Annotated in this window: 23 protein-coding genes; 6 read left to right on the top strand and 17 right to left on the bottom strand. The window is 69.7% G+C overall.

Annotated features, from left to right (window positions below; genetic code table 11):
* Positions 1-26: 26 nt before the first annotated feature.
* The 7 genes from KGA66_RS01755 to KGA66_RS01725 form a co-directional block, all read right to left on the bottom strand.
* Positions 27-1,325: an ABC transporter permease gene (locus KGA66_RS01755; RefSeq protein ID WP_211463726.1), complete on the bottom strand. Its 1,299-nt coding sequence runs from the start codon at positions 1,323-1,325 to the stop codon at positions 27-29.
* Entirely contained in the window at positions 1,322-2,572 is a 1,251-nt protein-coding gene (locus tag KGA66_RS01750; protein ID WP_211463725.1) for an ABC transporter permease, read from the bottom strand. Before KGA66_RS01750 ends, KGA66_RS01755 begins: the two co-directional genes overlap by 4 nt.
* Positions 2,569-4,221, bottom strand: a complete 1,653-nt coding sequence (locus KGA66_RS01745) for an ABC transporter ATP-binding protein (protein WP_211463724.1) — start codon at positions 4,219-4,221, stop codon at positions 2,569-2,571. The genes KGA66_RS01750 and KGA66_RS01745 overlap by 4 nt, the downstream gene beginning before the upstream one ends.
* 146 nt (positions 4,222-4,367) lie before the next feature.
* Positions 4,368-5,453: a BMP family lipoprotein gene (locus KGA66_RS01740; protein WP_211463722.1), complete on the bottom strand. Its 1,086-nt coding sequence runs from the start codon at positions 5,451-5,453 to the stop codon at positions 4,368-4,370.
* A 227-nt stretch (positions 5,454-5,680) separates the two neighbouring features.
* A complete protein-coding gene (locus KGA66_RS01735) occupies positions 5,681-6,970 on the bottom strand; it encodes an amidohydrolase (protein WP_211463720.1) in 1,290 nt (429 codons plus the stop codon).
* A 196-nt stretch (positions 6,971-7,166) separates the two neighbouring features.
* Positions 7,167-8,789 (bottom strand): acyl-CoA mutase large subunit family protein, encoded by a 1,623-nt coding sequence (locus KGA66_RS01730; RefSeq protein WP_211463718.1) that lies wholly within the window; start codon positions 8,787-8,789, stop codon positions 7,167-7,169.
* A gap of 163 nt (positions 8,790-8,952) precedes the next feature.
* Positions 8,953-9,243: an SCO4848 family membrane protein gene (locus KGA66_RS01725; protein ID WP_211463716.1), complete on the bottom strand. Its 291-nt coding sequence runs from the start codon at positions 9,241-9,243 to the stop codon at positions 8,953-8,955.
* Positions 9,244-9,375: 132 nt separating this feature from the next.
* On the opposite strand from KGA66_RS01725, the gene KGA66_RS01720 reads away from it, so the two are divergent.
* Together KGA66_RS01720 and KGA66_RS01715 are read left to right on the top strand one after the other, a co-directional pair.
* The gene (locus KGA66_RS01720) at positions 9,376-10,236 is read left to right on the top strand and encodes a hypothetical protein (RefSeq protein ID WP_211463714.1); all 861 of its coding nucleotides are present in this window, start codon (positions 9,376-9,378) and stop codon (positions 10,234-10,236) included.
* A gap of 22 nt (positions 10,237-10,258) precedes the next feature.
* Positions 10,259-10,966 (top strand): hypothetical protein, encoded by a 708-nt coding sequence (locus KGA66_RS01715; protein WP_211463712.1) that lies wholly within the window; start codon positions 10,259-10,261, stop codon positions 10,964-10,966.
* 2 nt (positions 10,967-10,968) lie between these two features.
* Here KGA66_RS01715 and KGA66_RS01710 read toward each other — a convergent pair whose 3' ends face one another.
* The 5 genes from KGA66_RS01710 to KGA66_RS01690 form a co-directional block, all read right to left on the bottom strand.
* Positions 10,969-11,502, bottom strand: coding sequence for a GrpB family protein (locus KGA66_RS01710; RefSeq protein ID WP_246506879.1), 534 nt, complete (start codon positions 11,500-11,502; stop codon positions 10,969-10,971).
* A gap of 38 nt (positions 11,503-11,540) precedes the next feature.
* Positions 11,541-12,461 (bottom strand): YihY/virulence factor BrkB family protein, encoded by a 921-nt coding sequence (locus KGA66_RS01705; RefSeq protein WP_211463708.1) that lies wholly within the window; start codon positions 12,459-12,461, stop codon positions 11,541-11,543.
* Between the two features lie 277 nt (positions 12,462-12,738).
* Complete coding sequence (locus KGA66_RS01700) at positions 12,739-13,269, bottom strand: 2'-5' RNA ligase family protein (RefSeq protein WP_211463706.1); 531 nt, start codon at positions 13,267-13,269, stop codon at positions 12,739-12,741.
* On the bottom strand, positions 13,266-14,348 hold the full coding sequence (gene trpS, locus KGA66_RS01695; protein WP_211463704.1) for a tryptophan--tRNA ligase: 1,083 nt from the start codon (positions 14,346-14,348) through the stop codon (positions 13,266-13,268). Before trpS ends, KGA66_RS01700 begins: the two co-directional genes overlap by 4 nt.
* 147 nt (positions 14,349-14,495) lie before the next feature.
* Positions 14,496-16,049 (bottom strand): CNNM domain-containing protein, encoded by a 1,554-nt coding sequence (locus tag KGA66_RS01690; RefSeq protein ID WP_211463702.1) that lies wholly within the window; start codon positions 16,047-16,049, stop codon positions 14,496-14,498.
* Between the two features lie 243 nt (positions 16,050-16,292).
* Between KGA66_RS01690 and KGA66_RS01685 the strand changes: the two genes are divergently transcribed.
* Positions 16,293-16,730 carry an Lrp/AsnC family transcriptional regulator gene (locus KGA66_RS01685; RefSeq protein WP_211463700.1) on the top strand — a complete coding sequence of 146 codons (438 nt, stop codon included), beginning with the start codon at positions 16,293-16,295 and terminating at the stop codon, positions 16,728-16,730.
* A 58-nt stretch (positions 16,731-16,788) separates the two neighbouring features.
* Here KGA66_RS01685 and KGA66_RS01680 read toward each other — a convergent pair whose 3' ends face one another.
* The 3 genes from KGA66_RS01680 to KGA66_RS01670 form a co-directional block, all read right to left on the bottom strand.
* Entirely contained in the window at positions 16,789-17,235 is a 447-nt protein-coding gene (locus KGA66_RS01680) for a cellulose binding domain-containing protein (RefSeq protein WP_246506875.1), read from the bottom strand.
* A gap of 188 nt (positions 17,236-17,423) precedes the next feature.
* Entirely contained in the window at positions 17,424-19,127 is a 1,704-nt protein-coding gene (locus KGA66_RS01675; RefSeq protein WP_211463690.1) for a DUF885 domain-containing protein, read from the bottom strand.
* A gap of 176 nt (positions 19,128-19,303) precedes the next feature.
* A complete protein-coding gene (locus tag KGA66_RS01670) occupies positions 19,304-20,293 on the bottom strand; it encodes a malate dehydrogenase (protein WP_211463688.1) in 990 nt (329 codons plus the stop codon).
* A 284-nt stretch (positions 20,294-20,577) separates the two neighbouring features.
* Between KGA66_RS01670 and KGA66_RS01665 the strand changes: the two genes are divergently transcribed.
* Positions 20,578-21,795, top strand: a complete 1,218-nt coding sequence (locus KGA66_RS01665) for an AAA family ATPase (RefSeq protein ID WP_211463686.1) — start codon at positions 20,578-20,580, stop codon at positions 21,793-21,795.
* Between the two features lie 62 nt (positions 21,796-21,857).
* The gene (locus tag KGA66_RS01660) at positions 21,858-22,397 is read left to right on the top strand and encodes an RloB family protein (RefSeq protein ID WP_312886686.1); all 540 of its coding nucleotides are present in this window, start codon (positions 21,858-21,860) and stop codon (positions 22,395-22,397) included.
* A gap of 48 nt (positions 22,398-22,445) precedes the next feature.
* On the opposite strand, the gene KGA66_RS01655 is transcribed toward KGA66_RS01660, so the two are convergent.
* The gene (locus KGA66_RS01655) at positions 22,446-23,663 is read right to left on the bottom strand and encodes an NADP-dependent isocitrate dehydrogenase (protein WP_211463682.1); all 1,218 of its coding nucleotides are present in this window, start codon (positions 23,661-23,663) and stop codon (positions 22,446-22,448) included.
* Positions 23,664-23,847: 184 nt separating this feature from the next.
* The gene (locus tag KGA66_RS01650) at positions 23,848-24,156 is read right to left on the bottom strand and encodes a DUF3017 domain-containing protein (RefSeq protein ID WP_211463680.1); all 309 of its coding nucleotides are present in this window, start codon (positions 24,154-24,156) and stop codon (positions 23,848-23,850) included.
* 124 nt (positions 24,157-24,280) lie between these two features.
* On the opposite strand from KGA66_RS01650, the gene KGA66_RS01645 reads away from it, so the two are divergent.
* Complete coding sequence (locus KGA66_RS01645; RefSeq protein ID WP_211463677.1) at positions 24,281-24,562, top strand: LapA family protein; 282 nt, start codon at positions 24,281-24,283, stop codon at positions 24,560-24,562.
* Positions 24,563-24,766 lie beyond the last annotated feature (204 nt).

The raw sequence follows: 24,766 nt of genomic DNA, 5'->3' as shown, positions 1-24,766 counted from the left end.
CAGGACTCGTCATCTCAGGCCGCCGTTCAGTCCTTGACGTACGGCTGGTTCTCGGCTGCGGGCGCACGCACGATGCCTCCGAGCGACGCGACGACGAAGACGGTCGCCAGATAAGGCGCCATGGACAGCACTTGGCCGGGCAGCGGCGTACCGAGCGGGGCGAGCGCGTTGTTCAGGCCGCCGGCGAAACCGAACAGCAGGGCCGCGCCGAGCGCGCCGACCGGCGACCAGCGCCCGACGATCAGCGCGGCCAGCGCGATGAAGCCCTTGCCCGCGGACATGTTCGTGGTGAACGAGCCGACCTGACCGATCGTCAGCCACACCCCGCCGAGCCCGGAGATGAGCCCGGCCATGACGACGTTGCGGTACCGCGTACCCAGCACCTTGATGCCGACGGTGTCCGCGGCCCTCGGGTGCTCGCCGACGGCGCGGGTGCGCAGGCCCCAGCGGGTGCGGAACAGGCCCACCTGGAGCACCGCGATGATGAGGAAGGTCAGGTAGAACAGGATGTTCTGGTCGAAGAGCACCGGGCCGATCACCGGGATGTCCGCCAGCCCGGGGATGCGGATCGCCTGGAACACCGGCGGCTGGTTGAACTCCGCGGCCTTCGGCGAGAGCAGCTTGTCGTAGAGGAAGTTGGTCAGGCCGAGCGCGAACAGGTTCAGCACCACGCCGAGCACGACCTGTTCGATGTGGTAGCGGTTCGCCAGCACCGCGAGCAGCGAGCCGAGCAGCGCCCCGGACAACGCGCCCACCACCAGGCCGATCCACACCGAGCCCGACATCGTCGCGGCCATCGCCGAGGAGAAGGCGCCGAACAGGAACTGTCCCTCGATGGCGACGTTCACCACGCCGGAACGCTCGCAGATGATCCCGCACAGCGCGCCCAGGATCAGCGGTACCGACACGATCAGCGTGTTGTTGAGCACGCCCGGCAGGCTGACGCCGCCGAGCGTGCTGGTGCCGGCCGAGGCCCACACCAGGAACGCGAGCACGAACGAGACGACGTAACCGACGGTCAGCCCGCGGCGCGCGGCCGGGCCGAGCGGAGCGAAAGCGCGCGCCACACCGCAGACGACGCAGACCAGGCTGAGCGCGATCGCGACCGGCGCGGCCGGGAAGGTCTGCATGCCCAGCGCCCCCGGGGCGTTCGGGTTGAGCGCCATGCCGACGGCGGCCTTCGCGCCGCTCGCGGTGCGCGCGCCGAGGCCGAAGGCCCACAGCGCGTATGCGCCGACGGCGGCCTGCGCGAGGCCGGGGATCAGCCGCGCGCGGTCCAGGCCCCGCGCGGCGGGGGCGGTGAGTTCGGCGGCGGTGGCGGTCACGCTTTGCCTCCCGTGGCCAGCGGCGCACGCTGGGTGCGCAACCGGAAGATTTCCCGAACGATCTGCGGAGCCGCGACGAAGATCACGATGATCGCCTTCACGACGTTCACGATGTCGACCGGCAGGCCCGCGCTGGCCTGCATCACCGAGGCCCCGGCGTTGAAGGCGCCGAACAGCAGCGCGGCCGCGACGATGCCCCAGGGCCGGTTTCGTCCCAGCAGCGCGACGGTGATCGCGTCGAAGCCCAGGCCGGCGTCGATGTTGGGGCTCAGCGAGTTGTTGTTCGGGTTCGTGGTGCCCAGCGTCTGGGTGACGCCGACGAGACCGAACAGCAGGCCAGAGAGCGCCATCGCGAGCACCTGGGTGCGACCGACGTTGATGCCGGCGATGCGCGCCGCGCGCGGGTTGATCCCGAGCGCGCGCACCTCGAAACCGAGCTTGGAGCGGTGCAGCAGCCAGGCGGTGGCGATCGTCGCGGCCACGGCGATCACCAGCCCGACGTCCGTGTTGACCGAGTCGCCGAACAGCCGCGGCAGCCGGGCGTCGGCGTCGGCCGGCTTGGAGACCGCCTGGCCGAGCTTGTCCGGATTGTGGAAGCCGTTGGCGTTGAGCAGGTAGCCGAGGAAGTAGAAGGCCACGTAGTTGAGCATGATCGTGACGATCACCTCGTGCGCGCCGCGCCAGGCCTTGAGCCAGCCGACCAGCGCGCCGTAGAGCATCCCGCCGAACGCGCCGGCGAGCACGGCGACCAGCACGTGCAGTCCCGGCGGCAGATGCCAGGCGAAGCTGACGTACGCGGCGAAGATCGCGCCCGCGATCAGCTGGCCCTGGCCGCCGATGTTGAACAGGCCGCCGCGGAAGGCCAGCGAGACGGCCAGGCCGCCGAAGATCAGCGGGGTGGCCATCAGCAGGGTGTTGGTGATCGGGCCGAAGAACTGCGTCGGGGTGCCGTTGACCGTGGCCGGGTCGAAGATCGCGCCCTTGAACAGCGCGGTGTACCCGGAGGAGACGTCGTGCCAGGCGGCGGAGAAGAAGTCGCCGGGCGCGGAGAAGAAGTACCCGGCCCTGTTCAGCGTCTCGGTGTCCGAGACCACCATCAAGATCGCCCCGGCGACCAGCGCGAGCACGACCGCGAGGAAGGTGACCAGCAGCGAGTTCTCGGCGTTGAACACGTTGCGGGCGGCCTGTCCGAGACCGCCGAAGGGCTCCGGGGCCGGTGTTTCCTGCTCAGTGCTCTGTGTGGTCACGAGCCCGTCCCCTCCCGCTTCCGGTCCGGGCCGGCCGCGCCGTCGTCGGCCCCCTCGCCCGGCTCGACGTGGTCCGCCGCCGTCCCGCCCGCCGTCCCGCCCGCCGGCGCCGCGCTCCGCTGCGCGGCCGCCGCGCTGTCCGTGATGCCCGCCATCAGCAGACCGATCTGCTCCCGCGAGGTGTCCGGGGGCACCACGCCGACGATCTTGCCCCGGTACATGACCGCGATCTTGTCGGCCAGCGCCAGCACCTCGTCGAGCTCGGTGGAGACGATGACCACCGGCCGGCCCTGGTCGCGCTCGGCCACGATCCGCTTGTGGATGAACTCCTGCGCGCCGACGTCCACGCCGCGGGTCGGCTGCGAGGCCACCAGCAACCGCAGCGGCCGTGACATCTCGCGGGCGACGACCACCTTCTGCTGGTTGCCGCCGGACAGCGTGCCCGCGGGCAGATCCGGGTCCGTGGGCCGGATGTCGAACTCGGCGATGCGCGCCTCCGCGTTCTTTCCGATCGCGGTCAGGTCCAGCGAGAACGCCCCGGCGAAGGGCTTGGACTTGTAGAGGTCGAGCACCAGGTTCTCGGCCACGGTGAAGCCGGCCACCAGCCCGTCGCGGGAACGGTCCTCCGGCACGAAGCCGACGCCGGCGTCCAGGGTGCGCCGCGGGCCGCCGCCGACCAGTTGCCGCCCGTCCAGCGTGATCGAGCCGGCCTGCACCGGGATCAGGCCGAGGATCGCCTGGGCCAGCTCGGACTGACCGTTGCCGTCCACGCCGGCGATGCACAGGATCTCGCCCCCGCGCACCGCGAAGGAGATGCCGTCCACGGCGCGGTTGCCGTGCTGGTCGAGCACCGTCAGGTCGCTGACCTCGAAGGCGTTGTCTCCCGGCGTGCCCGGGCCCTTCTCCACCACCAGCTGTACCGCGCGCCCGACCATCATGGAGGCCAGTTCCTGCTCGCTCATCTGCGCGGTGGCCGTACCCACGACGCGTCCGCGGCGGATCACGGTGATCCGGTCGGCGATCGCCAGGACCTCCTTGAGCTTGTGGGTGATGAAGACGATTGACTTGCCCGCCTCCCGCAGCGTGTTCATGACCGTGAACAGCTCTTCGATCTCCTGCGGGGTGAGCACCGCGGTGGGCTCATCCAGGATCAGCACCTGCGCGTCACGCACCAGGGCCTTGACGATCTCGACCCGCTGCTGCAGGCCCACCGGCAGGTCCTCGATCCGGGCGTCCGGGTCCAGCGGCAGGCCGTAGCGCTCGGAGACCTCGCGCACCTCTCTGCGGGCCTTGCGCCGATCGAGCCAGCCGAGCGGGCCGCCGAATCCCGCGGTCACGGTCTCGTCGCCGAGCACGACGTTCTCGGCGACGGTGAACACGGGCACCAGCATGAAGTGCTGGTGCACCATGCCGATCCCGGCCGCGATCGCGTCGCGCGGGCCCTGGAGCCGCTTGACCTCGCCGTCCACCAGGATCTCGCCCTCGTCCGGGTGGTAGAGCCCGTAGAGCACGTTCATCAGCGTGGACTTGCCGGCACCGTTCTCGCCGAGCAGGCAGTGGATCTCACCCGGCTCGACGACCAGGTCGATCCGGTCGTTTGCGACCAGCGAGCCGAAGCGCTTGGTGATCGCGCGCAGTTCCAGGCGCACCCTCGGGCCCTTCTGTACGTAGCGGTATGGACACCTTATTCCCGCGGCCCGCGACGTGTGCGCGCCGTGGGCATGCCGCGGGCGCGCCCGCCGACGGCCGTCGCCGCCGGCCGGACGCGCCCCGTGCCGCTCGCCGTGCGCTCGGCTCAGCCGGTCGGCTGGGCCTTGGACTTGATGGTGATGGAGCCGCTGATGATGCCCTGCTTGACCTGCGTCAGCTCGGAGGTCAGCGAGGCCGGGATCTTGCCCTCGAAGTTGTGGTAGGGCGCCAGACCGGTGCCGCCGTTGGCCAGCGTGCCGACGTACGCGGTCGCGTTGAAGTTGCCGGACGCGGCGTCCTCGACGGACTTGGTGACCGCGTCGGAGATGCCCTTGAGCACCGAGGTGATCAGCACGTTGGCGTACTGCGGGGCGGCGGTGAAGCCGTCGGTGTCCACCCAGATCGCGTTCATCGCGCCGTTGGACTGCTGCGCCTCGGCCAGCGCGCCGAGGCCGGTGCCGCCGGCGACCGGGAAGACGATGTCGGCGCCCTGGCTCAGGAAGCCCGCGGCCAGCTGCTTGCCCACGTTCTGGTCGGTGAAGGACTGGGCGAAGGAGCCCTGCCGGGTGGTCTCGTTCCAGCCGAGCACCTGCACGTGGGTCGCGTGCTTGCTGTTGTAGTACTGCACGCCCTCCCAGAAGCCGTCCATGTAGACGGTGACCGGGGCGATGTTCAACCCGCCGAAGGTTGCGACCTTCCCGGACTTGCTGTACCCGGCCGCCAGGTAGCCGCCGAGGAACGCGCCCTGCGCGGTGTTGAACTGCAGGCCCTTGACGTTCGGCGGCACCGAGCCGGAGTCCACGATCGTGTAGTCCTGGCTGGTGTGCACCTTGGCGGAGGCCGTGGTCGCGTCGGCCATGAGGCCGCCGACGGTGACGATCAGCTTGCAGCCCTTGCTCAGCAGCGAGGAGATGTTCGAGGTGTACTGGTTCTCCGTGGCGGACTGCACGAAGGAGACTGTGGCCTTGCCGTCCGACTGGGCCTTCTGCATGCCGGCCCAGGCGGCGCTGTTGAACGAGTGGTCGTCGATGCCGCCGGTGTCGGTGACCATACAGGCGGTGAAGTTGCCGGCACTCGCACCGCCGCTCGCGGCGGCACTCGCGCCGGACGTGGTAGTCACCGGCTTTGACCCGCAGGCGGCGGCGGCCAGACCGACCACCGCGAGCGCCGCCACGAACCTGGTCTGCTTCACCGAAACCTCCTGAGAGAAAGAACTGCGGCGTTGTGCGGCCGATCAAGCGAGAATAGATCGCGGCGGACGGCCTTCCCGGCAAGTTCTTTCCCGCTGCGCGGAACGCAACGGGTCCGGTTGGAACCCGAGATGAAACCGTGATCCGGCAGTCGCGGCCATGCCGTCAGCATCGCCCAACGCCAAGGGCACGGCACTCCTGGTGACTGTAAACGGGCGAACCCGGAGACTCACACGGCGGCGCGGTCGGCGGCGAGCGCCACCTCGGTGAAGAAACGCACACCGACCCCGATTGCGGCCTCGTCCACGTGGAAGGTCGGCTGGTGCAGGTCGCGCGGGGTCGCGTCACCACGGGTGCGCACGCCGAGCCGCGCCATCGCGCCGGGCACCTTCTGGAGGTACCAGGAGAAGTCCTCGCCGCCCATGGACTGCTCCACCGGGACGATCCCGTCGGCACCCGCGCCTCCGGGCACCGCGAGGACACGGTGCGCTGCCTCGCGCATCAGTTCCACCACGTGCTCGTCGTTGACGACCGGCGGCACGCCGCGCACGTACTCGAGCTCGGTCTTGGCGCCGTACGTGGCCGCTATGGAGTCGACCAGTTCCAGGATGACGTCCGGCGCCTGGTTCCACGCCCGCTGGTCCATCGCGCGCAGGGTGCCGCGCACCTCGCCGAACTGCGGAATCGCGTTCGACGCGTTGCCCGCCGTGATCGCGCCCCAGACCAGCGAGACCCCGGCGCGCGGGTCCATGCGCCGCGAGAGCGCCGCAGGCAGCTGGGTGACGAGGGCGGCCAGCGCGAAGACCAGGTCCACGGTCAGGTGCGGCCGGGCGGTGTGCCCTCCCGGACCGCTCAGCCGCAGCGTGAGCGTGTCGCAGGCGGCGGTCAGCGGGCCGGGGCGCAGCCCGATCTTGCCTGCGTCGACCTTCGGGTCGCAGTGCACGCCGATGACCGCGCCGACTCCGTCCAGCGCCCCCGCCTCCACCATGTCCACCGCGCCGCCGGGCAGCAGTTCCTCGGCGGGTTGGAACAGCAGCCGCACCGGGCGCGGCAGCCGGCCGGCCCGAGCCTCCTCGGCGAGGAACAGTCCCGCGCCGAGCACGGCGGTGGTGTGCACATCGTGGCCGCAGGCGTGCGAAACGCCTTCTACGACGGAGCGGAAGGAAAGCTCCCCGGCCTCCTGGATCGGCAGCGCGTCTATGTCCGCGCGCAGCGCCAGCCGCCCACGCGGGTGCGCCGGGCCGGGCCGGCCGGCCACGGCCCGGCCCGCCGGGTCGATGTCGCAGATGACGCCGCTGCCGATCGGCAGGATCCGCGGCGTGAGGCCGGCGGCTTCGAGCCGTTCGACGATCCGGGCGGTGGTGCGCTGCTCGCGGCGGCCCAGCTCCGGGTGCGCGTGTATGTCGCGCCGGAAGGCGATCAGCTCGGGCTCCCGCTGTCCCAGGAACGCGGAGAGCCGCGACGACGCTGCGTCGTCAGCGGCTCGGTCCGTGGTTCCCAGCGGGAGGCTTAGACTCATTCCCCCACGGTAGTCCGTCTCATCCAGCGAATCACAGTGGTTCCGCCAGATGGGAACTTGAAGTTGACCAAGATGACACTTACGGGCTATGCCTTCCGGCACTTCATGACTACGAATCCAGGCAGGCCTCGCGGAGCCGTCGGCGCGAGCGAGAACACCGCGGCCCTCGCCCGCCGGCGCGGGACTCTAGAACACTCTAGAACGCATCTCTCGGCACATACGTACCCCACACGTTACGCAGCGCATGTGAAACCTCACCGACCGTAGCACGCATCCGCAGAGCCTCACGCATCGGATACAAGACGTTGTCAGTGCTCGAAGCCGCCCGCTTGACCTCGTCCAGCGCCCGGTCCACGTCGTGCTGTGAGCGGTCCGCGCGCAGTTTCGCCAGCCGGTCGGCCTGCTGGAGCTCGATCGTCGGGTCCACTTGCAGCGGCTCGTAGGGCTCCTCGGAGTCCAAGGCGAAGCGGTTGACGCCGACGACGACCCGCCGGCCGCCGTCGATCTCCTGCGCGAAGCGATAGGCGGAGCGCTCGATCTCCGCCTTCTGGAAGCCGTGCTCGATCGCCGCGACCGCGCCGCCGAGCTCCTCGACGCGCCGCATCAGCGTGCCGATTTCGGCCTCCAGGTCGTCGGTCAGCTTCTCCACCACGTAAGAGCCGGCGAACGGGTCGACCGTTTTGGTCACGTCGGTCTCGTACGCGATCACCTGCTGAGTGCGCAACGCCAGGCGCGCGGCCTTCTCCGTGGGCAGCGCGATGGCCTCGTCGAAGGAGTTCGTGTGCAGCGACTGCGTGCCGCCGAGCACGGCGCCGAGCGCCTGGAGCGCGACCCGGACCATGTTCACCTCGGGCTGCTGCGCGGTCAGCTGAACGCCGGCGGTCTGCGTGTGGAAGCGCAGCATCTGCGACTTCGGATCCTTGGCCCCGAACTCCTCACGCATCACCCGCGACCAGATCCGGCGCGCCGCGCGGAACTTCGCGACCTCCTCCAGCAGCGTGGTGCGGGCGACGAAGAAGAAGGACAGCCGCGGGGCGAACTTGTCCACGTCGAGACCGGACTCGACCGCGGCGCGCACGTACGCGACCGCGTCGGCGAGGGTGAAGGCGATCTCCTGCGCGGGCGTCGCCCCGGCCTCAGCCATGTGGTAGCCGGAGATCGAGATCGTGTTCCATCTCGGGATCTCGCGGTTGCAGTACGCGAACACGTCGGAGACCAGCCGCAGCGAAGGCGCGGGCGGATAGATGTATGTCCCCCGGGCGATGTACTCCTTGAGGATGTCGTTCTGGATCGTGCCGGTCAGCGCGGCGGGCGCGACCCCCTGTTCCTCGCCGACCAGTTGGTAGAGCAGCAGCAGGATGGCCGCGGGGGCGTTGATGGTCATCGACGTGGAGACCTTGTCCAGCGGAATGCCGCCGAACAGGGTGCGCATGTCCTCGATCGAGTCGATCGCGACGCCGACCTTGCCGACCTCGCCGTGCGCGATCGGCTCGTCCGAGTCGTAGCCCATCTGGGTGGGCAGATCAAAGGCCACGGACAGGCCGGTGGACCCGGCCGCGATCAGCTGCTGGTAGCGCTTGTTCGACTCGGCGGCCGTGCCGAAGCCCGCGTACTGCCGCATGGTCCAGGGCCGACCGGTGTACATCGTCGGATAAACGCCGCGGGTATAGGGGTAGCCGCCGGGTTCGCCGAGTTGTACCCGCGGATCCCAGCCGTCGAGGTCGGCCGGGCGGTATACGGGCCGGATCGGCAAGCCCGACTCGCTCAGTGACTCGGGCTCACCGGCTGGGGTCTGGGCGGACGCTCGGTCGGACGGCATGGGCTACCTCGCGTATTCGGAGATCGGTGGGTCGGCACCCGCTGGGGTTGCTGCCTCTGGAAGTGAGTATCGCCGAAGCCTCAGCGCCCGCACACCCCTGTTGTCGCGAATCACATCGCACCCCCGTCCGCTGCCGCCGTGAATGTGCCCAATGCCCGGCTGGTCACCTGCGGCCGGTCACCTGGGAGGGTTCGGGTGACCGGCCGGCCGCGGCCCGCACGCCCTCGGTTCCCCCTCGCGTCGCACGCAGCCCGCGCCAGCCCAGCCGGCCGATCGCCGACCCGAGCACGAGCGAGACGCCGGCGAGGACGACGTGGACCAGGAGGAAGCCGGTGGCGCCGTGCGACCAAGATCGGGGATCCTGCCAGATGTTCTTGACCAAGGTCACCCAGATGAACCACGACCACACGGCGAACACGATCAGGAACCAGGAGGCACGGCGCGAGAGCTTCATACTCCCAGGCTAACCCGCATCCGGCGGCTCAATTTCGCCCGGGCGGCGCACTATTCGGAAGAGCGCTGATAGGGTGCCCGCAGGCTCGATCGCGACAGGCGCGCGATCCGGGAGCGCGGGGAGTTGAGCAGCATGAGCAACGCCATTGTCGCCGCACTGGAACATGCCGCGACCAGAGTCGCCAAGAGCCTGGGCACAGATGCCGGCAAAGCGGTCGAGGGGCTCTACAAGGACACCGGCGGACGGCTCACCGGGGTCATCGAGAGAACCGTGCGCGCCGACGCGAAGAACGCCGGCGACCTGCAATCCATCGCGGACAAGATGGAGCACAACGCCATCCGCACCGGCGTCTCCGACGCGCAGCGGGCCACCGAACAGGAAGCCCTGCGCTCGCGGCTCAAGTCGATGCTCGACCCGGGCACCGGCGGCGGGAACAAGACCGCTTACCTCAAGCGGCAGGACGACGACTTCGACGCCGAGATGGCGCGCGGGGTGCGCAAGAGCCACTTGAACGCCGACGGCAACCTGGAGCCGGCGAACCCGAACGGAACCACCAGCATCCTGCAGCACGTCGAGGGCAACCGAGACAAGGTGGCCAAGGGCAACAGCCCGTTCACCTCGTTCGCGCCGGAGGACGGCACGGGGAAGATCTACGGCGCGCACGAGATCCACGTGGACTACAACCGGCTGCAGGACGACATCGCCTCCGGCAAGGTCTCCGGAGTCAAGGTACTCAATCCGGCGGACATCCAGTCCTCCATCCGCGGCGAGATCGACCGTACCGCCGGGACGCACGTCCACGTGCCGCCGGGCGAGCTGACCAAGGATCAGATCAATGCGCTGACCAAACAGGTCGCCGCGGACCAGGGTCTGGGCAAGAGGGCAGCCAGCCAGCTGTCCACCCGGATCACGGCCCTGTCGAACACCAGGCGGGACGGCGAATGGCTGATCAAGGGTACGATCCCCAAGGACTACATCACGACGGTCCGCTGACCCGCGCGAGGAGAATGCGCTGATGAGCACGAGCGAGCCGGAACAGTCCTACGTTCCGGGCGAGGCCGCTCGGCGGCTGTTCTACACCGACTCCGCGGGCGAGCCGTGCGGCCCGGACGACGCGATCGCCGACGCCCTCGACGGCGCCTGGGTCGAACGCGAACCCGAGGCCGCGGCGCTGCTCGCCGACGAGACGGCGGAGCCGTACGACCGCTATCTGGCGCTGTCCGCTCTGGTGGCCTGGGGCTCGCCGACCGGATACGCGGCGGTGGCGCAGGCGGCGGCCGATCCGGACGCCGTCGCGTGGAAGGAGGAGTCGATCGACCGCCTGTTCAGCGTCGACAACACCTTCGCGCTGCTCGCCCAGGCGGTGTCCGACAGCCTGGACATGGCGCAGGAGCGCGGCACCACCGCCGAGCGCATCGCGGCGCTCACCGCGCTGCTCGGCCTGGCCGACCGTTTCTACTTCGAGCGCTACCTCTCGGTCCAGGGCCTGCTGACCGCCGACATCGCCGAACTGCGCGGCCCGATCGAGGAGGCGGTGCGGCGCGGCCTCGGCCGTGTTGAGGAGGCGCAGGAGACCGGCTTCGACCTCGCGACGCAGGTGGCGGGGCTGATCGTGGACCTGGGCCAAGTGGACGGCGCCGCGGCCGTCGCATACGCACACGCGCTGCTGGCCACGGATCCGGGCTCGCGTGCCGAGCGCGAACTGGCGCCGGTCCTGCAGTAGCCTCAGCTGCCTGAGCGGCCCGAGCCGAGGGTGACGCCGTGCGCGGCGAGGACCCGCGAGACGAACGCCCGCTTGTCCGCTGTGTACGCCTTCACGTCCTCGCCGTGCGCGTCGGCGAGCCGCAGCTTGAGTCGCTGGTACTCGTCGCGCAGCGCGGGATCCGCGCGCAGTGCGTCGCGGAAGGTCAGCCGTTCGCGCCAGAGATCGCTGCCCGGTTCCGTCAGGTGCAGGTGGTGCGTGCGCTCCCGCAGTTGGTCCGACTCGGGCTTGTGGAACCAGAGCGCGGTGGCGCGATGCGGCGCGTGGCGGTAGCCGTGCTCCTCCAGCAGCGGGACCGCGGCGCGCGCCTGAGTCAGGTCCCTGACACCTGCCATCATGTCGATGATCGGCTTGGCCGACAGGCCGGGCACCGCCGTCGAACCGATGTGGTGCACGCCCCCGCTCAGCCAGGGCGCCAGTAGCCGCTCCAGTTCGACCCGCTCCACGTCGAAACGGCGCGGCCAGTCGATGCCGTACTCGCGCACCTCGATCGGCATGCCGTCCACGGTGCCACATCCTGGTGTCGGGCCGGAGGTCACTGACCGGGCCGGTCGAGCAGGTCGAGCGTGCGGGTCGCGGTCCAGGCGGACAGGAACAGCAGGGCCTGGAAGGTGAGGTCCAACCACAGCAGCAGCGCCACGGGCACGCCGAACGCACCGTAGAGGGACCTGCCGGCGACCCGGCCGATGTAGGCCGCCAGCAGGCTCTTCGTCACCTCGAACAGGATCGCTGCGACCAGCGCGGTGCGCAGCAGCACGCCGCGCGGGATGTGCAGCCGCGGGATGCCGGCCAGCAGGTAGGCGAACATGGCGGTCGAGGCCGCCAGGCCGACGGCCACGCCGAGCAGCCAGAGCAGGACGCGCGCCGGGGGCGTGTCCGCGAAGCCGAGTGCCCGCAGGACCACCCCGCCGAGCGCGAACGACGCCGTCGCGGCGCTGAGCGAGACCGTGGCGATCGCGCCGAGGCCGACCAGCGACGCCAGGTCCGCGAGCTTGCGGGTGACGAACGCGCCGGGCATGTCCTCCACCCGCCAGATCGTACGCAGGCAGCCGCGGGCCGCGTTCACCCAGCTCAGCCCGGTCCACACCAGCAACAGGCTGCTGACCACGCCGATCGTGGCGGCGTGGCTCACCACGGCGTCGAGCGGCAGTTTCTCGACGATGCCGGGCAGGTTGTGCTCGATCCGCGCGCGCAGTTTCGCGGTGCCCGATTCGCCGAGGACCGCGGCGGCGATCGCCGCGGCGACCGCGAGCAGCGGGAAGAGGGAGAGGAACGCGGAGTAGGTGATCGCCGCGGCCAGCCGGCTGCCGCGCTGGACGCGGTAGCGGATGAATGCGCGGTAGACGGCCGTCCCGATCGTCCGTGCGATCAGGGGCCGCGCGCGGGCCCTGATCCGGGCGATGAGCCCGGCGCGGCCTTCGGCGTCCCTTCGCCTCTTCTCCCGAGCACCCGGCACTCGCTCAGGTTAGGGCTTAGGCAGTGTTGGGGAATGCCTCAAGGGGCGAATCCGGTGATCGACTTCGCCTGGACGCACGGCCGAAACGTCCACAGACGACCGCTGTGTTGAATCATGAACGCGCGAGGACGCTCCGGCCGCGCGCCCATGCTCGTCGCTGACCGGATTCGCCATGACGATTCCGACAAAGCGGCGGTCGAATCGTTGCCTTGATACATTCCCCAACACCGCCTAGGCGCGCCGATCCGGCGGTACGTCGTCGCCGTGACCGTCCGGCTCAGGCAGCGGCGCGGACGGGGGCCGGAAACGGAAAGGTGCGCACCGCGCGCCAGGAGCCGTGCTGGTCCAACCGGTAGAGGCCGAACCCGTTGATCTCGAACTCGGCCTCGAAGTCGGCCAGGTCGCCCTCGGCCGCGTCGAGGGCGGCGGGCCCGAGATCGTGCGCGACCGTCACGTGCGGGTGGTAGGGGAACTGGAGTTCGCGCTCCAGCAGCCCCGAGCGCATCTGCGCCTCCAGTTCGACGCACTCCAGCAGGCCGCGCTCGACCCGCACGAAGACCACCTGTGAGACCGGGCGGAACGTGCCGGTGCCGCGCAGTCGCATCGTGAACGGCCGACCACGCGCGGCGATGGCGGCCAAGTGCCGCTCGATCCGCGGCACCGCTTCCGGCTCCACCTCGGTCGGCGGCAGCAGCGTGACGTGCGCCGGCACCGTCCGGGCCTGCGTGTCGCCGTAGGCGGCGCGGCGCGCACGCAGTTCGCCGCCGTACGGCTCCGGGATCGCCAGAAGTATGCCGATCGTAGTCATCGGGCCAGCACAGTAGCCGATCGGGAGGCGGACGGGACCGCGGGCAGGAAACCGAGGCGGTCATACGCCAGGTCCAGGGTCGGGGCGGCCAGGGCGCGCGCCCGCTGCGCACCCTCGGCGAAAATCGCGTCCAGCTTGTCCGGTTCGGCCAGGATCGCCTCGGTGCGCTCCTTGAACGCGCCGAAGGTGCTGACGACCAGCTCGGCCAGGTCCTTCTTCAGGTCGCCGTAGCCGTGGCCGGCGTATGCGCGCTCCAGTTCCTTGATGCTGCGGCCGTCCAGCGCGGCGTAGATGCGCAGCAGGTTGGAGATGCCCGGCTTGTTCTCCTCGTCGAAGCGGATCTCCCGCTCGGCGTCGGTGACCGCGGACTTGATCTTTTTCGCGTTGACCTTCGGGTCGGCCAGCAACTCGATCAGGCCGGCCTCGGACTCGGCGGACTTGGACATCTTCGACGCCGGGTCCTGCAGGTCGAGGATCTTGCCGGTGTCCTTGATGATGTACGGCTTCGGTACCACGAAGGTCTCGCCGTACCGGCTGTTGAAGCGCTGCGCCAGGTCGCGGCTCAGCTCCAGATGCTGGCGCTGGTCCTCGCCGACCGGGACGTAGTCGGCCTGGTAAAGCAGGATGTCGGCGGCCATCAGCATCGGATAGGTGAACAGGCCGACCGTGGCCGCGCCGACGCCGTGCCGGGCCGACTTGTCCTTGAACTGGGTCATCCGGGAGGCCTCGCCGAACCCGGTGATGCAGTTCATCACCCAGGCCAGTTGCGCGTGCCCGGGCACGTGGCTCTGCACGAACAGGGTGCAGCGCTGCGGGTCGAGACCGGCGGCGAGCAACTGCGCGGCGGCGACTTGGCTACGGCGGCGCAGGACCGCCGGGTCCTGCTCGACCGTGATCGCGTGCTGGTCGACGACGCAGTACAACCCGTCGAACTCGTCCTGCATCGCCACCCAGTTGCGGACCGCACCCAGGTAGTTGCCGAGGTGGAACGAACCGGACGTGGGCTGGATGCCGCTGAACACCCGAGGTCGGGCGGCCGGCGCGGCGGTCTGCGACTGTGGCGACTGATCGGACGACATGTGTTCCATTGTCGCAGACGGCGTCTGCCGAATTCATCAGCCTCCGCGCCGCGCCAGGGCGCGAAGGTGGCACGCGCGTGGTCGCGCCACCCGGGCCGGGAGCCGGGACCGCGCGCCGCCAGGGAGGTCGCTCGGCGGCAAGCCTGATCAGTCCTGGCGCACCCCTGGCGCGGTGTCGCGCGCGAGGTCGGGGACCCGCATGCCGGGCGGCTTGCGCTCGCGCTCGCCGGCCCCTGGGTCCGCGGCCGTGCCCGCGGTGCCTGCGTTACTTGCCGTGCCCGCGGTGCCTGCGTTACTTGCCGTGCCCGCGGTGCCTGCGTTACTTGCCGTGCCCGCGGTGCCTGCGTTACTTGCCGTGCCCGCGGTGCCTGCGTTACCTGCGGTAGCTGCGTTACTTGCCGTGCCCGCCGGGTCCGCGCCGGCCGAGACGGTGCGGGCGAGCCGGACGCGGGCGATGCGGCGGCCGTCCAGCGCGTGCACCGTCAGCCTCAGCCCGTCGAACGCCACCTGATCACCGACCACGGGCAGCCGGCCGAGACGGGCCACTATGTAACCGGCCAGGGTCTCGTAGGGCCCGTCGGTCAGCTCGACGCCGGTCTCGTCGTGGAAGTCGTCGAGGTTGATCAGCCCGTCGAGTTCGAGGTCGCCGTTGCGCAGCCTGGTCACCCGAGCTCGGGCCACGTCGTACTCGTCGCGGATGTCGCCGATGACCTCTTCGAGCAGGTCCTCGAGCGTGACGATCCCGGCGGTGCCGCCGTATTCGTCGAGCACGACGGCCAGGTGGAAGGAGTCGCGGCGCATCTCGGAGAGCGCCGAGAGCACGTGCTTGGTCTCCGGCAGGAATATCACCGGGCGGGCCAGGTCGGCGACGCGCACGGCCCGGGCCCCGGTCTCCGGCGCGAGCAGGTCGCGCACGTGTACGAACCCGATGATGTCGTCGGAGGAACCGTCGATCACGGGGTAGCGCGAGTGCGGGCGCCGGCCGATCATCTCGGCGGCCACGGCCACCGGCGTCGCGCCGTCGAGGAACACCACCTCGGTTCGCGGCACCAGCACCTCGCGCAACTGCCGGTCGCCCGCGCCGAACACCTCGTCGATCAGGCGGCGTTCGTCGGTGGTCAGCGTGTCCGCGGAGGCCACGAGCTGACGCAGTTCCGCCTCGCTGACCTGCTCGCGGCCTATGTCGGGATCACCGCCGAACAGGCGCACCACCCCGTCGGTGCACACGGAGAGCAGCCAGATCACCGGCCGGCAGAGGCGGGCCATGCCCTGCAGGAAGGGCGCGACCGCCTTGGCGGTGGACTCGGCGCGCTGCAGCGCGAGCCGTTTGGGCGCCAGTTCCCCGATCACGAGGGTCACGAAGGAGATGATCATGGTGACGCCGACCAGGCCGGCGAAGCCCGCCAGGCCGGAGGTCAGCCCGGCGCGCATCAGGGCGCGCTTCGCGCTCTCGGAGAGCGTGGTCGCGCCGTACGCGGAGGAGAGCAGCGCGGTGAGTGTCACGCCGATCTGGACGGTGGCCAGGAACCGGTTCGGTTCGCGCACCAGGCGCGCGACCACGCCGCCGCGCTTACCGGAGGCGGCCAGGGCGTGCAGCTGCCCCTCGCGCAGTGAGACCAGCGCGATCTCCGAGGCCACGAACAGTGCCTCGATCAGGATCAGAGCGAGGACGACAAGACAGGAGACGACGGTCGGGTTCACGGCGTGCGCTGCACCTGCCTGCTCGGTTTCGGTGCGCGGCCGCACCGGACGCCGGAAGGTGGCGCGCACGCCCGTCTATGTCCTCCGGGGTCCAGGCCACCGGTTCTGGAGTGGGTGTTTGTGCCCATGAGAAAAGTCTAGCGATCCGGCAGGGTGCGGGCGCCTGCGCGGCTCCCGCGGCCGGCGCCGAGCCGACGATCGGCGCCGCACTGGTGTCCCGCGCCGGAACACTAGGATTCGGCCGTGCGAACCGACGAGACCGACGAGCGGATCATCGGCTGCCTGCTGCGCGACGCCCGGTCCGCTTACGCCGACATCGGTGCGCAGGTGGGACTGTCCGCGCCGGCGGTGAAGCGGCGAGTGGACCGGTTGCGCGCCGGGGGTTTGATCACCGGTTTCACCGCGCTGGTCGACCCGGCCGCGCTCGGCTGGACCACCGAGGCGTTCGTGGAGCTCTACTGCACCGGTCGCACTTCGCCGGACGCGATTCGCTCCGCCATGGCCGACCAGCCGGAGATCATCGCGGCTTACACGGTCACGGGAGAGGCGGACGCGCTGTTGCACGTGCGGACCCGCGACACCGCGCACCTGGAGACGGTGCTGGAGCGGGTGCGGATGGCGCCCTTCGTGCAGCAGACCAAATCAGTGCTGGTGCTCTCGCGCCTCATCGACCGCAGATAGCGGGAGAAACGCCCGCCACGCCATGCCGCCGCCACGCCACGTCGCTGTCAAGCCGCCGTCAAGCCGCCGGGCCGGCCGGAGCGGCGGGAGCTTCGGGAGTGCAGGTGATGTTCGTGAGGCCACCGGCGCTATCGCCCTCGACCACGCCGCCGATACTTTCGGCCGACGCGCCGGGGGCGAGGGAGCCGTTGTACGTGTTCGTATAACTGCGTGCCACCACGTGCTGCCCGCTCTGCACAACCGACCCGTTCCAGGTGGTGTAGATCACGTCGCCGGGCGGTACGTCGAACGTGATGACCCACGCGCTGAAGGCTTCCGTTCCAGTGTTCACGACGGCGAACTGGAAATCGTAGCCGGCGGTCCACTTGGCCGGGTAGGCGGCCATCGCGCGGCACGAGAGCGTCGCGGCGGCGCTCGCCGGCGCCGTCGCGGGCACCAGAGCCAGTCCGGCGAGCATCGAGCCGGCGGCGGCGAGCGCGCCGCGCCGCTTGCCTCGCGTGTACATCACAACCGAACCCTCCATCGCTCGCGCCGTCACACCGATACGCAAGGTAGGCGGGACGAATCGGCGCGGCAACGCCCGGCGGCCCGCCGGGTGAGATCGAGCGCTGACTCACTGCTGGGTGCGGCGGGCGGCGGGCGCAGCCGTGAAAGTCTCACTTCCGCGGCTGCGCGCGGTCCGCTCGCCGGCGTCTACATCCGCGCCAGCGCCGCCTGAAGCGGATCGAGGCCGAGGCCGCCGAGCGCGAGCGCCTGGCTGTGGAACTGCTTCAGGTCGAAGGCCGGGCCCTTACGCGCTTTGGCGTCCTCGCGGGCCTGGAGCCAGATGCGCTCGCCGAGCTTGTACGAGGGCGCCTGGCCCGGCCACCCGAGGTACCGGTTGAGCTCGAACCGCAGCATCTCCTCACCCATACGCACGTGGCCGCGTAGGAACTCCCAGGCCAACTCGGGGTTCCAGATCTCGCCCTCGTGCCAGCCGGTACCGGCCGGGATCGGCAGCCGCAGGTGAACGCCGAGGTCCACCACGACCCGGGCGGCCCGCAGCATCTGCATGTCGAGCATGCCGAGCAGGTCTCCCGGATCGTCCAGGTATCCGAGCTCTTCCATCAGCCGTTCCGAGTACAGCGCCCAGCCCTCGCCGTGTCCGGAGACCCAGCACATCAGCCGCCGCCACCGGTTGAGGTTCTCGCGCTGGTGGACGGCCTGCGCGACCTGCAGGTGATGGCCGGGAACCCCCTCGTGGTACACGGTGCTCACCTCGCGCCAGGTCGAGAACTCCTCGACCCCCTCGGGCACGGACCACCACATCCGGCCCGGCCGGCTGAAGTCCTCGCTCGGCCCGGTGTAGTAGATGCCGCCGTCGTTCGTCGGGGCGATCATGCATTCGATGCGGCGCGCGGGCTCGGGGATGTCGAAATGCCGGCCGTGCAGCTCGGCGATGGTGCGGTCGGCCAACTCCTGCATCCAGTCGCGGAGCGCTTCCCTGCCGGCGATCCGGCGCCGCGGCTCGGTGTCGAGCGCGGCGACCGCTTCGTCCACGCCGCCGGGCACGATCAGCCCGGCGACCCGGTTCATCTCGGCTTCGATGCGCTTGACCTCGGACCAGCCCCAGGCGTAGGCGTCGTCGAGGTCCACGGCCGCGCCGAGGAAGTAGCGCGAGGCCAGCCGGTAGCGCTCGCGGCCGACCGCGTCCTGCTCGGGGGCGTACGGCAGCAGTTCGGTTTCGAGGAAGACGCCGAACTGCGCGGTGGCTTCGCGTGCCGACTGCGCGGCCTGGTCGAGTTCCGCGCGCAGCGCGCCCTGAGTTCCGGTGCGGGCGACCAGGCCGGCGTAGAAGCCGGCTGCGTCGTCACCTTCAGGGCTCTGTGACGTGGATGTCGGCTGCGGGCCGGCGATACCCGCCCATTCAGCACACTGTTTCGCGCACGCGAGGACCTGCCGCCGCGCCGCGACCCGGCCGCTCTTCGCGGATTCGAGCAGAGTGCGCCGTAGTCCCGCGTATGCCTCGGGCACGGCGGCTATGCGCGCAGCGAGGTTGCGCTGCGCCTGCTCGCCCTCGATCGGCATCAGGTCGAACACCTGGCGCACCGCCTGCAACGGGCTCGCCAGCACATTGAGATCGCTGGTCGCCTCGCCGGAGTCGTAGAACTCGACGGCCAGGCCGAGCCGTTCCAGCATCGCGTCCTTGGCGACCTGTTCGCCCTCGTCCCGCGCGGCCCCGTGGCTGAGCGCGTTGATCGTCTCGCGATCGAGGTCGGCGCGGGCGCGGAAGCCGTCGGGGCTCAGGTCGGACATGCGCTCGTCATAGCCGGGCACCCCGCAGTAGGTCGCCTCCAACGGGTTGAGCGCGGCGGCGCGCTCCACGTACCCGTCCGCGATCTCGTTGATGTCGCTCATGGCCGCACGCTAGCGCTCACTGCCCGCGGCGCACTGCTCCCTATCCGGCTCGGCGGCCATGATGAGGGAAAACCCTACGCACGTCGACCGTACGCAGGGTTCTCCGATGCTTCTTGCGAGCCGTCCGCCTGAGCGTGCACCGCCTTGGCCAAGAGGCGTTCGCGACGCCTGCCGTGTCAGATCAGACCGAGTTCGCGGACCGCGTCGCGCTCGTCCGCGAGTTCCTTGACCGAGGCGTCGATGCGGGCGCGGGAGAACTCGTTGATCTCCAGGCCCTGCACGATCTCGAAGTTCCCGTCGCGGGTGGTCACCGGGAAGGAGGAGACCAGACCCTCCGGCACGCCGTAGGAGCCGTCTGAGACGATGCCCATCGAGGTCCAGTCGCCCTCGGCGGTCCCGTGGAACCAGGTGAAGACGTGGTCGAGCGCGGCGGACGCGGCGGACGCGGCGGAGGAGGAGCCGCGGGCCTCGATGATCGCGGCGCCGCGCTTGGCCACGGTCGGGATGAAGGAGTTCTCCAGCCACGCCTGGTCGTTGATGTACTCGGCGGCGTTCTTGCCGGAGATCCTGGCGTTGTACAGGTCAGGGTACTGGGTCGCGGAGTGGTTGCCCCAGATGGTCACGTTGCCGATCTCCGTGACCGGGGCGCCGGACTTCTTGGCGATCTGCGCGACGGCGCGGTTGTGGTCGAGGCGGGTCATCGCGGTGAACCGGGACTTGGGTACGTCGGGGGCGTGGCTCGCGGCGATCAGCGCGTTGGTGTTGGCCGGATTGCCGACGACCAGGACCCGGACGTCGTCCGCGGCGCCGGCGTTGATCGCCTCGCCCTGCGGCTTGAAGATGCCGCCGTTCGCCGACAGCAGGTCTCCGCGCTCCATGCCGGCGGTGCGCGGCCGCGCGCCCACCAGCAGCGCGACGTTCGCCCCGGCGAAGCCGTCGCCCGGGTTGTCGAAGATGTCGATCCCGGCCAGCAGCGGGAACGCGCAGTCGTCGAGTTCCATGGCCACGCCCTCGGCCGCCTTGACGGCCTGCGGGATCTCCAGCAGCCGCAGCTTGACTGGAATGTCCGGTCCGAGCAGGTCGCCGGCGGCGATCCGGAACAGCAGCGAGTAGCCGATCTGCCCGGCTGCGCCGGTGACCGTGACGTTGACGGGGTTGCGGGTCATTGCGATCTCCTGCAAGCCGGCGACGAGTCACCTCGGATGCCGGTCGACGGGGTTGGATGCCTGCGGTCTTCTCTCAGCGCGCGTTCTTGAGCCAACGGTACTCCGCCGGGCACGCTCGGCGACTCGCGGGCCCCGTGAACCGCGCGACACGCGCGTCAAGCAGGCGGCGCCGCCGGTTCCGGTCGCGCTGGCGCCGAAGGTCGGCGTACCGTAATCTGTAGCCAAAATCGATTTTGTGCAAATTACTCGCGCAAATTGCTCGCACAGTGCGGGAGGAATCGTCCGTGCTCGTGTCCTTCCGCGTCTCCAATCATCGATCACTGCGCGACGAGCAGCAGTTGAACCTCGCGCCGGTTTTCGCCGCCGATCGGGCTCCGGGCACGAAGTGGCCCGCGGTTCCGGTCGCCGCGATCTTCGGCGCGAACGCGTCCGGCAAGTCGAACCTGATCGACGCCCTGCTCTACTTCGCCGATCTCGCGCTCGAGTCGGACCGGCGATCCGAACCCGGATACAGCCTGCGCCGTCATCCGTTCGCTCTCGACCCGGCGCTCGCGACCCAGCCGAGCTGGTTCGACGCGGACGCAGTCATCGACGGCACCCGATACACCTACGGTTTCGGCGTGGATGACGACGGGGTCGTCGAGGAATGGTTGCACCGCTATCCGACCGGCCGCCGGCAGATCGTCTTCGAGCGCTCAAGGGGCGACTTTCGGTTCGGCACCACCATCCGTACCAATCTCCAGCGGGCAAGCGACATCACTCCGCCGAGCATCCTGTTCCTCACCTCGGCGGCGCGATTCGAACTCGCCGATGTGCAACCGGTCTACCGATGGCTCAGGCAGATCCAGTTCTCACAGGCGGCGTCGCTGAAGAACCGCACCGTCCAATACCGGCTGGTGGAACTGCTCAACGAGCCGAATCGGCGCAGGCAGGTACTCGACCTGCTGAGCTTCGCGGACTTCGGCATCGCCGACATCGAGGTCGAGGAGCCGGACGCCGGGACGGTACGCGCCGTTCAGGTCGAAGCGCCCAGAGTCGCCTTCAGGATGAAGGGAGCCGAACCGGGCGCGCGGCTGACGCTCGGTCAGCAGTCGACCGGCACGATCACCTTTCTCATGCAGCTCGCGCCCGTGCTCTCCTGCCTGGAAGCCGGCTCCGTGATGCTGATCGACGAACTGGAGTCCAATCTCCATCCGAATCTGGCCGCGCGGATCGTGGCGCTGTTCCAGGATCCGAGGGTCAATCTCCGGGGAGCACAGCTGATCTTCACGACGCACAACACATCGCTGCTGGGCAGCAACAACGAGATCCTCAAGCGTGACCAGATCTACTTCGTGGAGAAGAAGCACCAGACGGGTGCGTCGGTCATCTATCCGCTGAGCGACTTCAAACCGCGGGACAAGGAGAACACCGAGCGCAGATACCTCGGCGGCAGCTACGGCGCCGTGCCGTTCATCGACGACGAGGCCGCGCTACTCGCCCTCACCTTTCCGAAAGCCTGACCAACCCCTCAGCACGGGATTTCCCGCCGGCTCCCTCACGCGAGCCGCGCAAGCGCCTGCTCGTGGTGTGCGGCGGGCGCGAGACGGAGCCCGCGTACATCAGCGGCCTCAAACGTCATCTTCGGAATGCAGCGATCTTGATCGACGTCGTCGTCCGGGACAAGTCGCCGAGCCAGATCGTCCGATACGCCCTGAAAAAGGCCCTGGCCGCCTCCGACCTTTACGACGAGGTGTGGTGCGTCGTCGATGTGGACGAGTTCACCGACCTGGACAGAGCCGTGAGGCTTGCCCGGGACTCGACGACGACCGCGCTGAAAGCGGCCGTCGTCGTATCCAACCCCTGCTTCGAGCTGTGGTTGTTGCTGCACTTCACCGATCATCGCAGGCAGATCGGAGGCTATACGCAACTCAAACCGCTGTTGCGCAGGCAGGTACCGGGATACGACAAGCACCTGATCGATTTCGCCGCCGACTACGCCGCGACTTGTCCGGACGCGATGCGGCGTGCGATGGCTCTGGACCCGACGGGCGAAGCGATACACCTGAACCCGTCGACGAACATGTGGCGGCTGGTTCAGGCGATGGGCTGGACGGACACGTAGGGCCGACGCCGATCGGTGAACCGGCGACGGCCCTACTCGCCGACGCGCTCAGCCGGCGGTGGCCTTCTTCAGGTTCTCGTCGAGCGCGGCGAGGAAGTCCTGCGTGGTCAGCCACGGCGCGTCCGGGGCGATCAGCAGCGCGAGGTCCTTGGTCATCTGACCGCCCTCGACGGTCGAGACGCAGACCCGCTCCAGGGTCTCCGCGAACGCGGTGACCTCGGGGGTGTTGTCCAGCTTGCCGCGGTGCGCCAGGCCACGGGTCCACGCGTAGATCGACGCGATCGGGTTCGTGGAGGTCGCCTTGCCCTGCTGGTGCTGGCGGTAGTGGCGGGTGACCGTGCCGTGCGCGGCCTCCGCCTCGACGGTGCGGCCGTCCGGGGTCATCAGCACACTGGTCATCAGGCCGAGCGAGCCGAAGCCCTGGGCCACGGTGTCCGACTGCACGTCGCCGTCGTAGTTCTTGCACGCCCAGACGTAGCCGCCCTCCCACTTGAGCGCGGAGGCGACCATGTCGTCGATCAGGCGGTGCTCGTAAGTCAGGCCCGCGGCCTCGAAGTCGGCCTTGAACTCGCTCTCGAACACCTCCTGGAAGATGTCCTTGAACCGGCCGTCGTACCCCTTGAGGATCGTGTTCTTCGTCGAGAGGTACACCGGGTAGTTGCGGTCCAGCCCGTAGCGCATCGAGGCGCGGGCGAAGTCGCGGATGGAGGCGTCGAGGTTGTACATCGCCAGGGCGACGCCCGGGCCCGGGAAGTCGAAGACGTTCAGTTCGATCGGCTCGGAGCCGTCCTGCGGCGTGAAGGTCAGGGTGAGCTTGCCGGCGCCCGGGACCTTCAGGTCGGTGGCGCGGTACTGGTCGCCGAACGCGTGACGGCCGACCACGATCGGCTTGGTCCAGCCGGGCACCAGCCGCGGCACGTTGCTCATGATGATCGGCTCGCGGAAGATCACACCGCCGAGGATGTTGCGGATGGTGCCGTTCGGCGACTTCCACATCTGCTTGAGGCCGAACTCCTCGACCCTGGCCTCGTCCGGGGTGATGGTCGCGCACTTGACGCCCACGCCGTGCTGCTTGATCGCGTTCGCGGCGTCGATCGTGACCTGGTCGTCGGTGGCGTCGCGGTGCTCGATACCGAGGTCGAAGTACTTCAGGTCGACATCGAGGTACGGCAGGATCAGCGAGTCCTTGATGAACTGCCAGATGATCCGGGTCATCTCGTCGCCGTCGAGTTCGACGACCGGATTGGCTACCTTGATCTTGGGCATGAGGACGGTCCTTCTCGCACGGCGGTCACGGGCGCGGCCGTGGCGTGCTGGGCACCACGCTCCACGCGGCGGGGTATCTTGGCGTCAAGATAGTTCGCCGGGGCTGAGCCTACCCCGGCACGGTGCCGCGGGCGAATCCCAGGGCGCCGGTCCCGTTTGTGCTCAGCGCGCGGAACCGCCGGAGTCAGACGGTGTCGGCGAACAGCGCCAGCAACAGCAGCAACGCACCGAGCAGCGCCATGGTGACCACATCCACGCCGCGGCGGCGTACTGCGAGCAGACCGGCGCGCGCCGGAGAGAGCACGAAACGCAGCACCGAGCCGAGCAGCAGCGCGGAGGCGAGCAGGACCAGGCCGTGCTTGAGCGCACCGAACGAGACGATGATCACCGCGATCGTCGCGGTGGCGAAGACCACGGAGAACGGCCACTCGACCGCGACGGCGCGCAGAGCGCGGCCGATCGGGGCTCCGCCACGATGGGAGACGACTTCCATGAAGCCATGAAACCACGGCGGCGGCGCGGCGGGCAGTCGTGCGGGACCATGGCAATATGCGCACTCGGCACCCGCGTGCGCCCGCGGTACGTGTTGCGTGCCATCTCCTGAAGGGAGTGTTCAGATGAGCGGCATACCTCCCATCGGCGCACGGGCCGACGAGTCCGGGACGGGCCGGCGCGGCTTGGGCGCGCGGCTGCGCAGCCCGAAGACCATTGCCGGACTGGTGATCATCGCCCTGGCCGCCTGGTTCGTCCTCGTGAACACCAGCAGGACGCGCATCCACTTCTGGGTGGTCTGGGTGAGCGCGCAGTTGTGGCTCGTGCTGGCCGGTACCTTCCTCGCCGGGATGCTGGCCGGTTACCTCGTGCGGCGCCGGTCCCGCGACCGCAAGCCGCGGGCGTGACACGCCCCTCGCCCGGTTAGCTGCCGGTTAGCTGGAGCGGGCGGCGGCCCACCCGAATGCATGAAAACGGCCGATCGCACCTGCCACGGCGCGGATCACCAGAGCTTCAGGCTCCGGAATCGGCCTCGAACCGCGATGGCTCCACGTCTCGCTGCGGTCATCATCCGCCCTCGGACGCCTGACGCGAGCCCGGCGGCGGCGTTG

Source organism: Actinocrinis puniceicyclus (genome assembly GCF_018283645.1).
Lineage (GTDB): Bacteria > Actinomycetota > Actinomycetes > Streptomycetales > Catenulisporaceae > Actinocrinis > Actinocrinis puniceicyclus.
The sequence above is the reverse complement of the archived record's forward strand: the minus strand, read 5'-3'. Positions and strand labels throughout refer to the sequence as shown.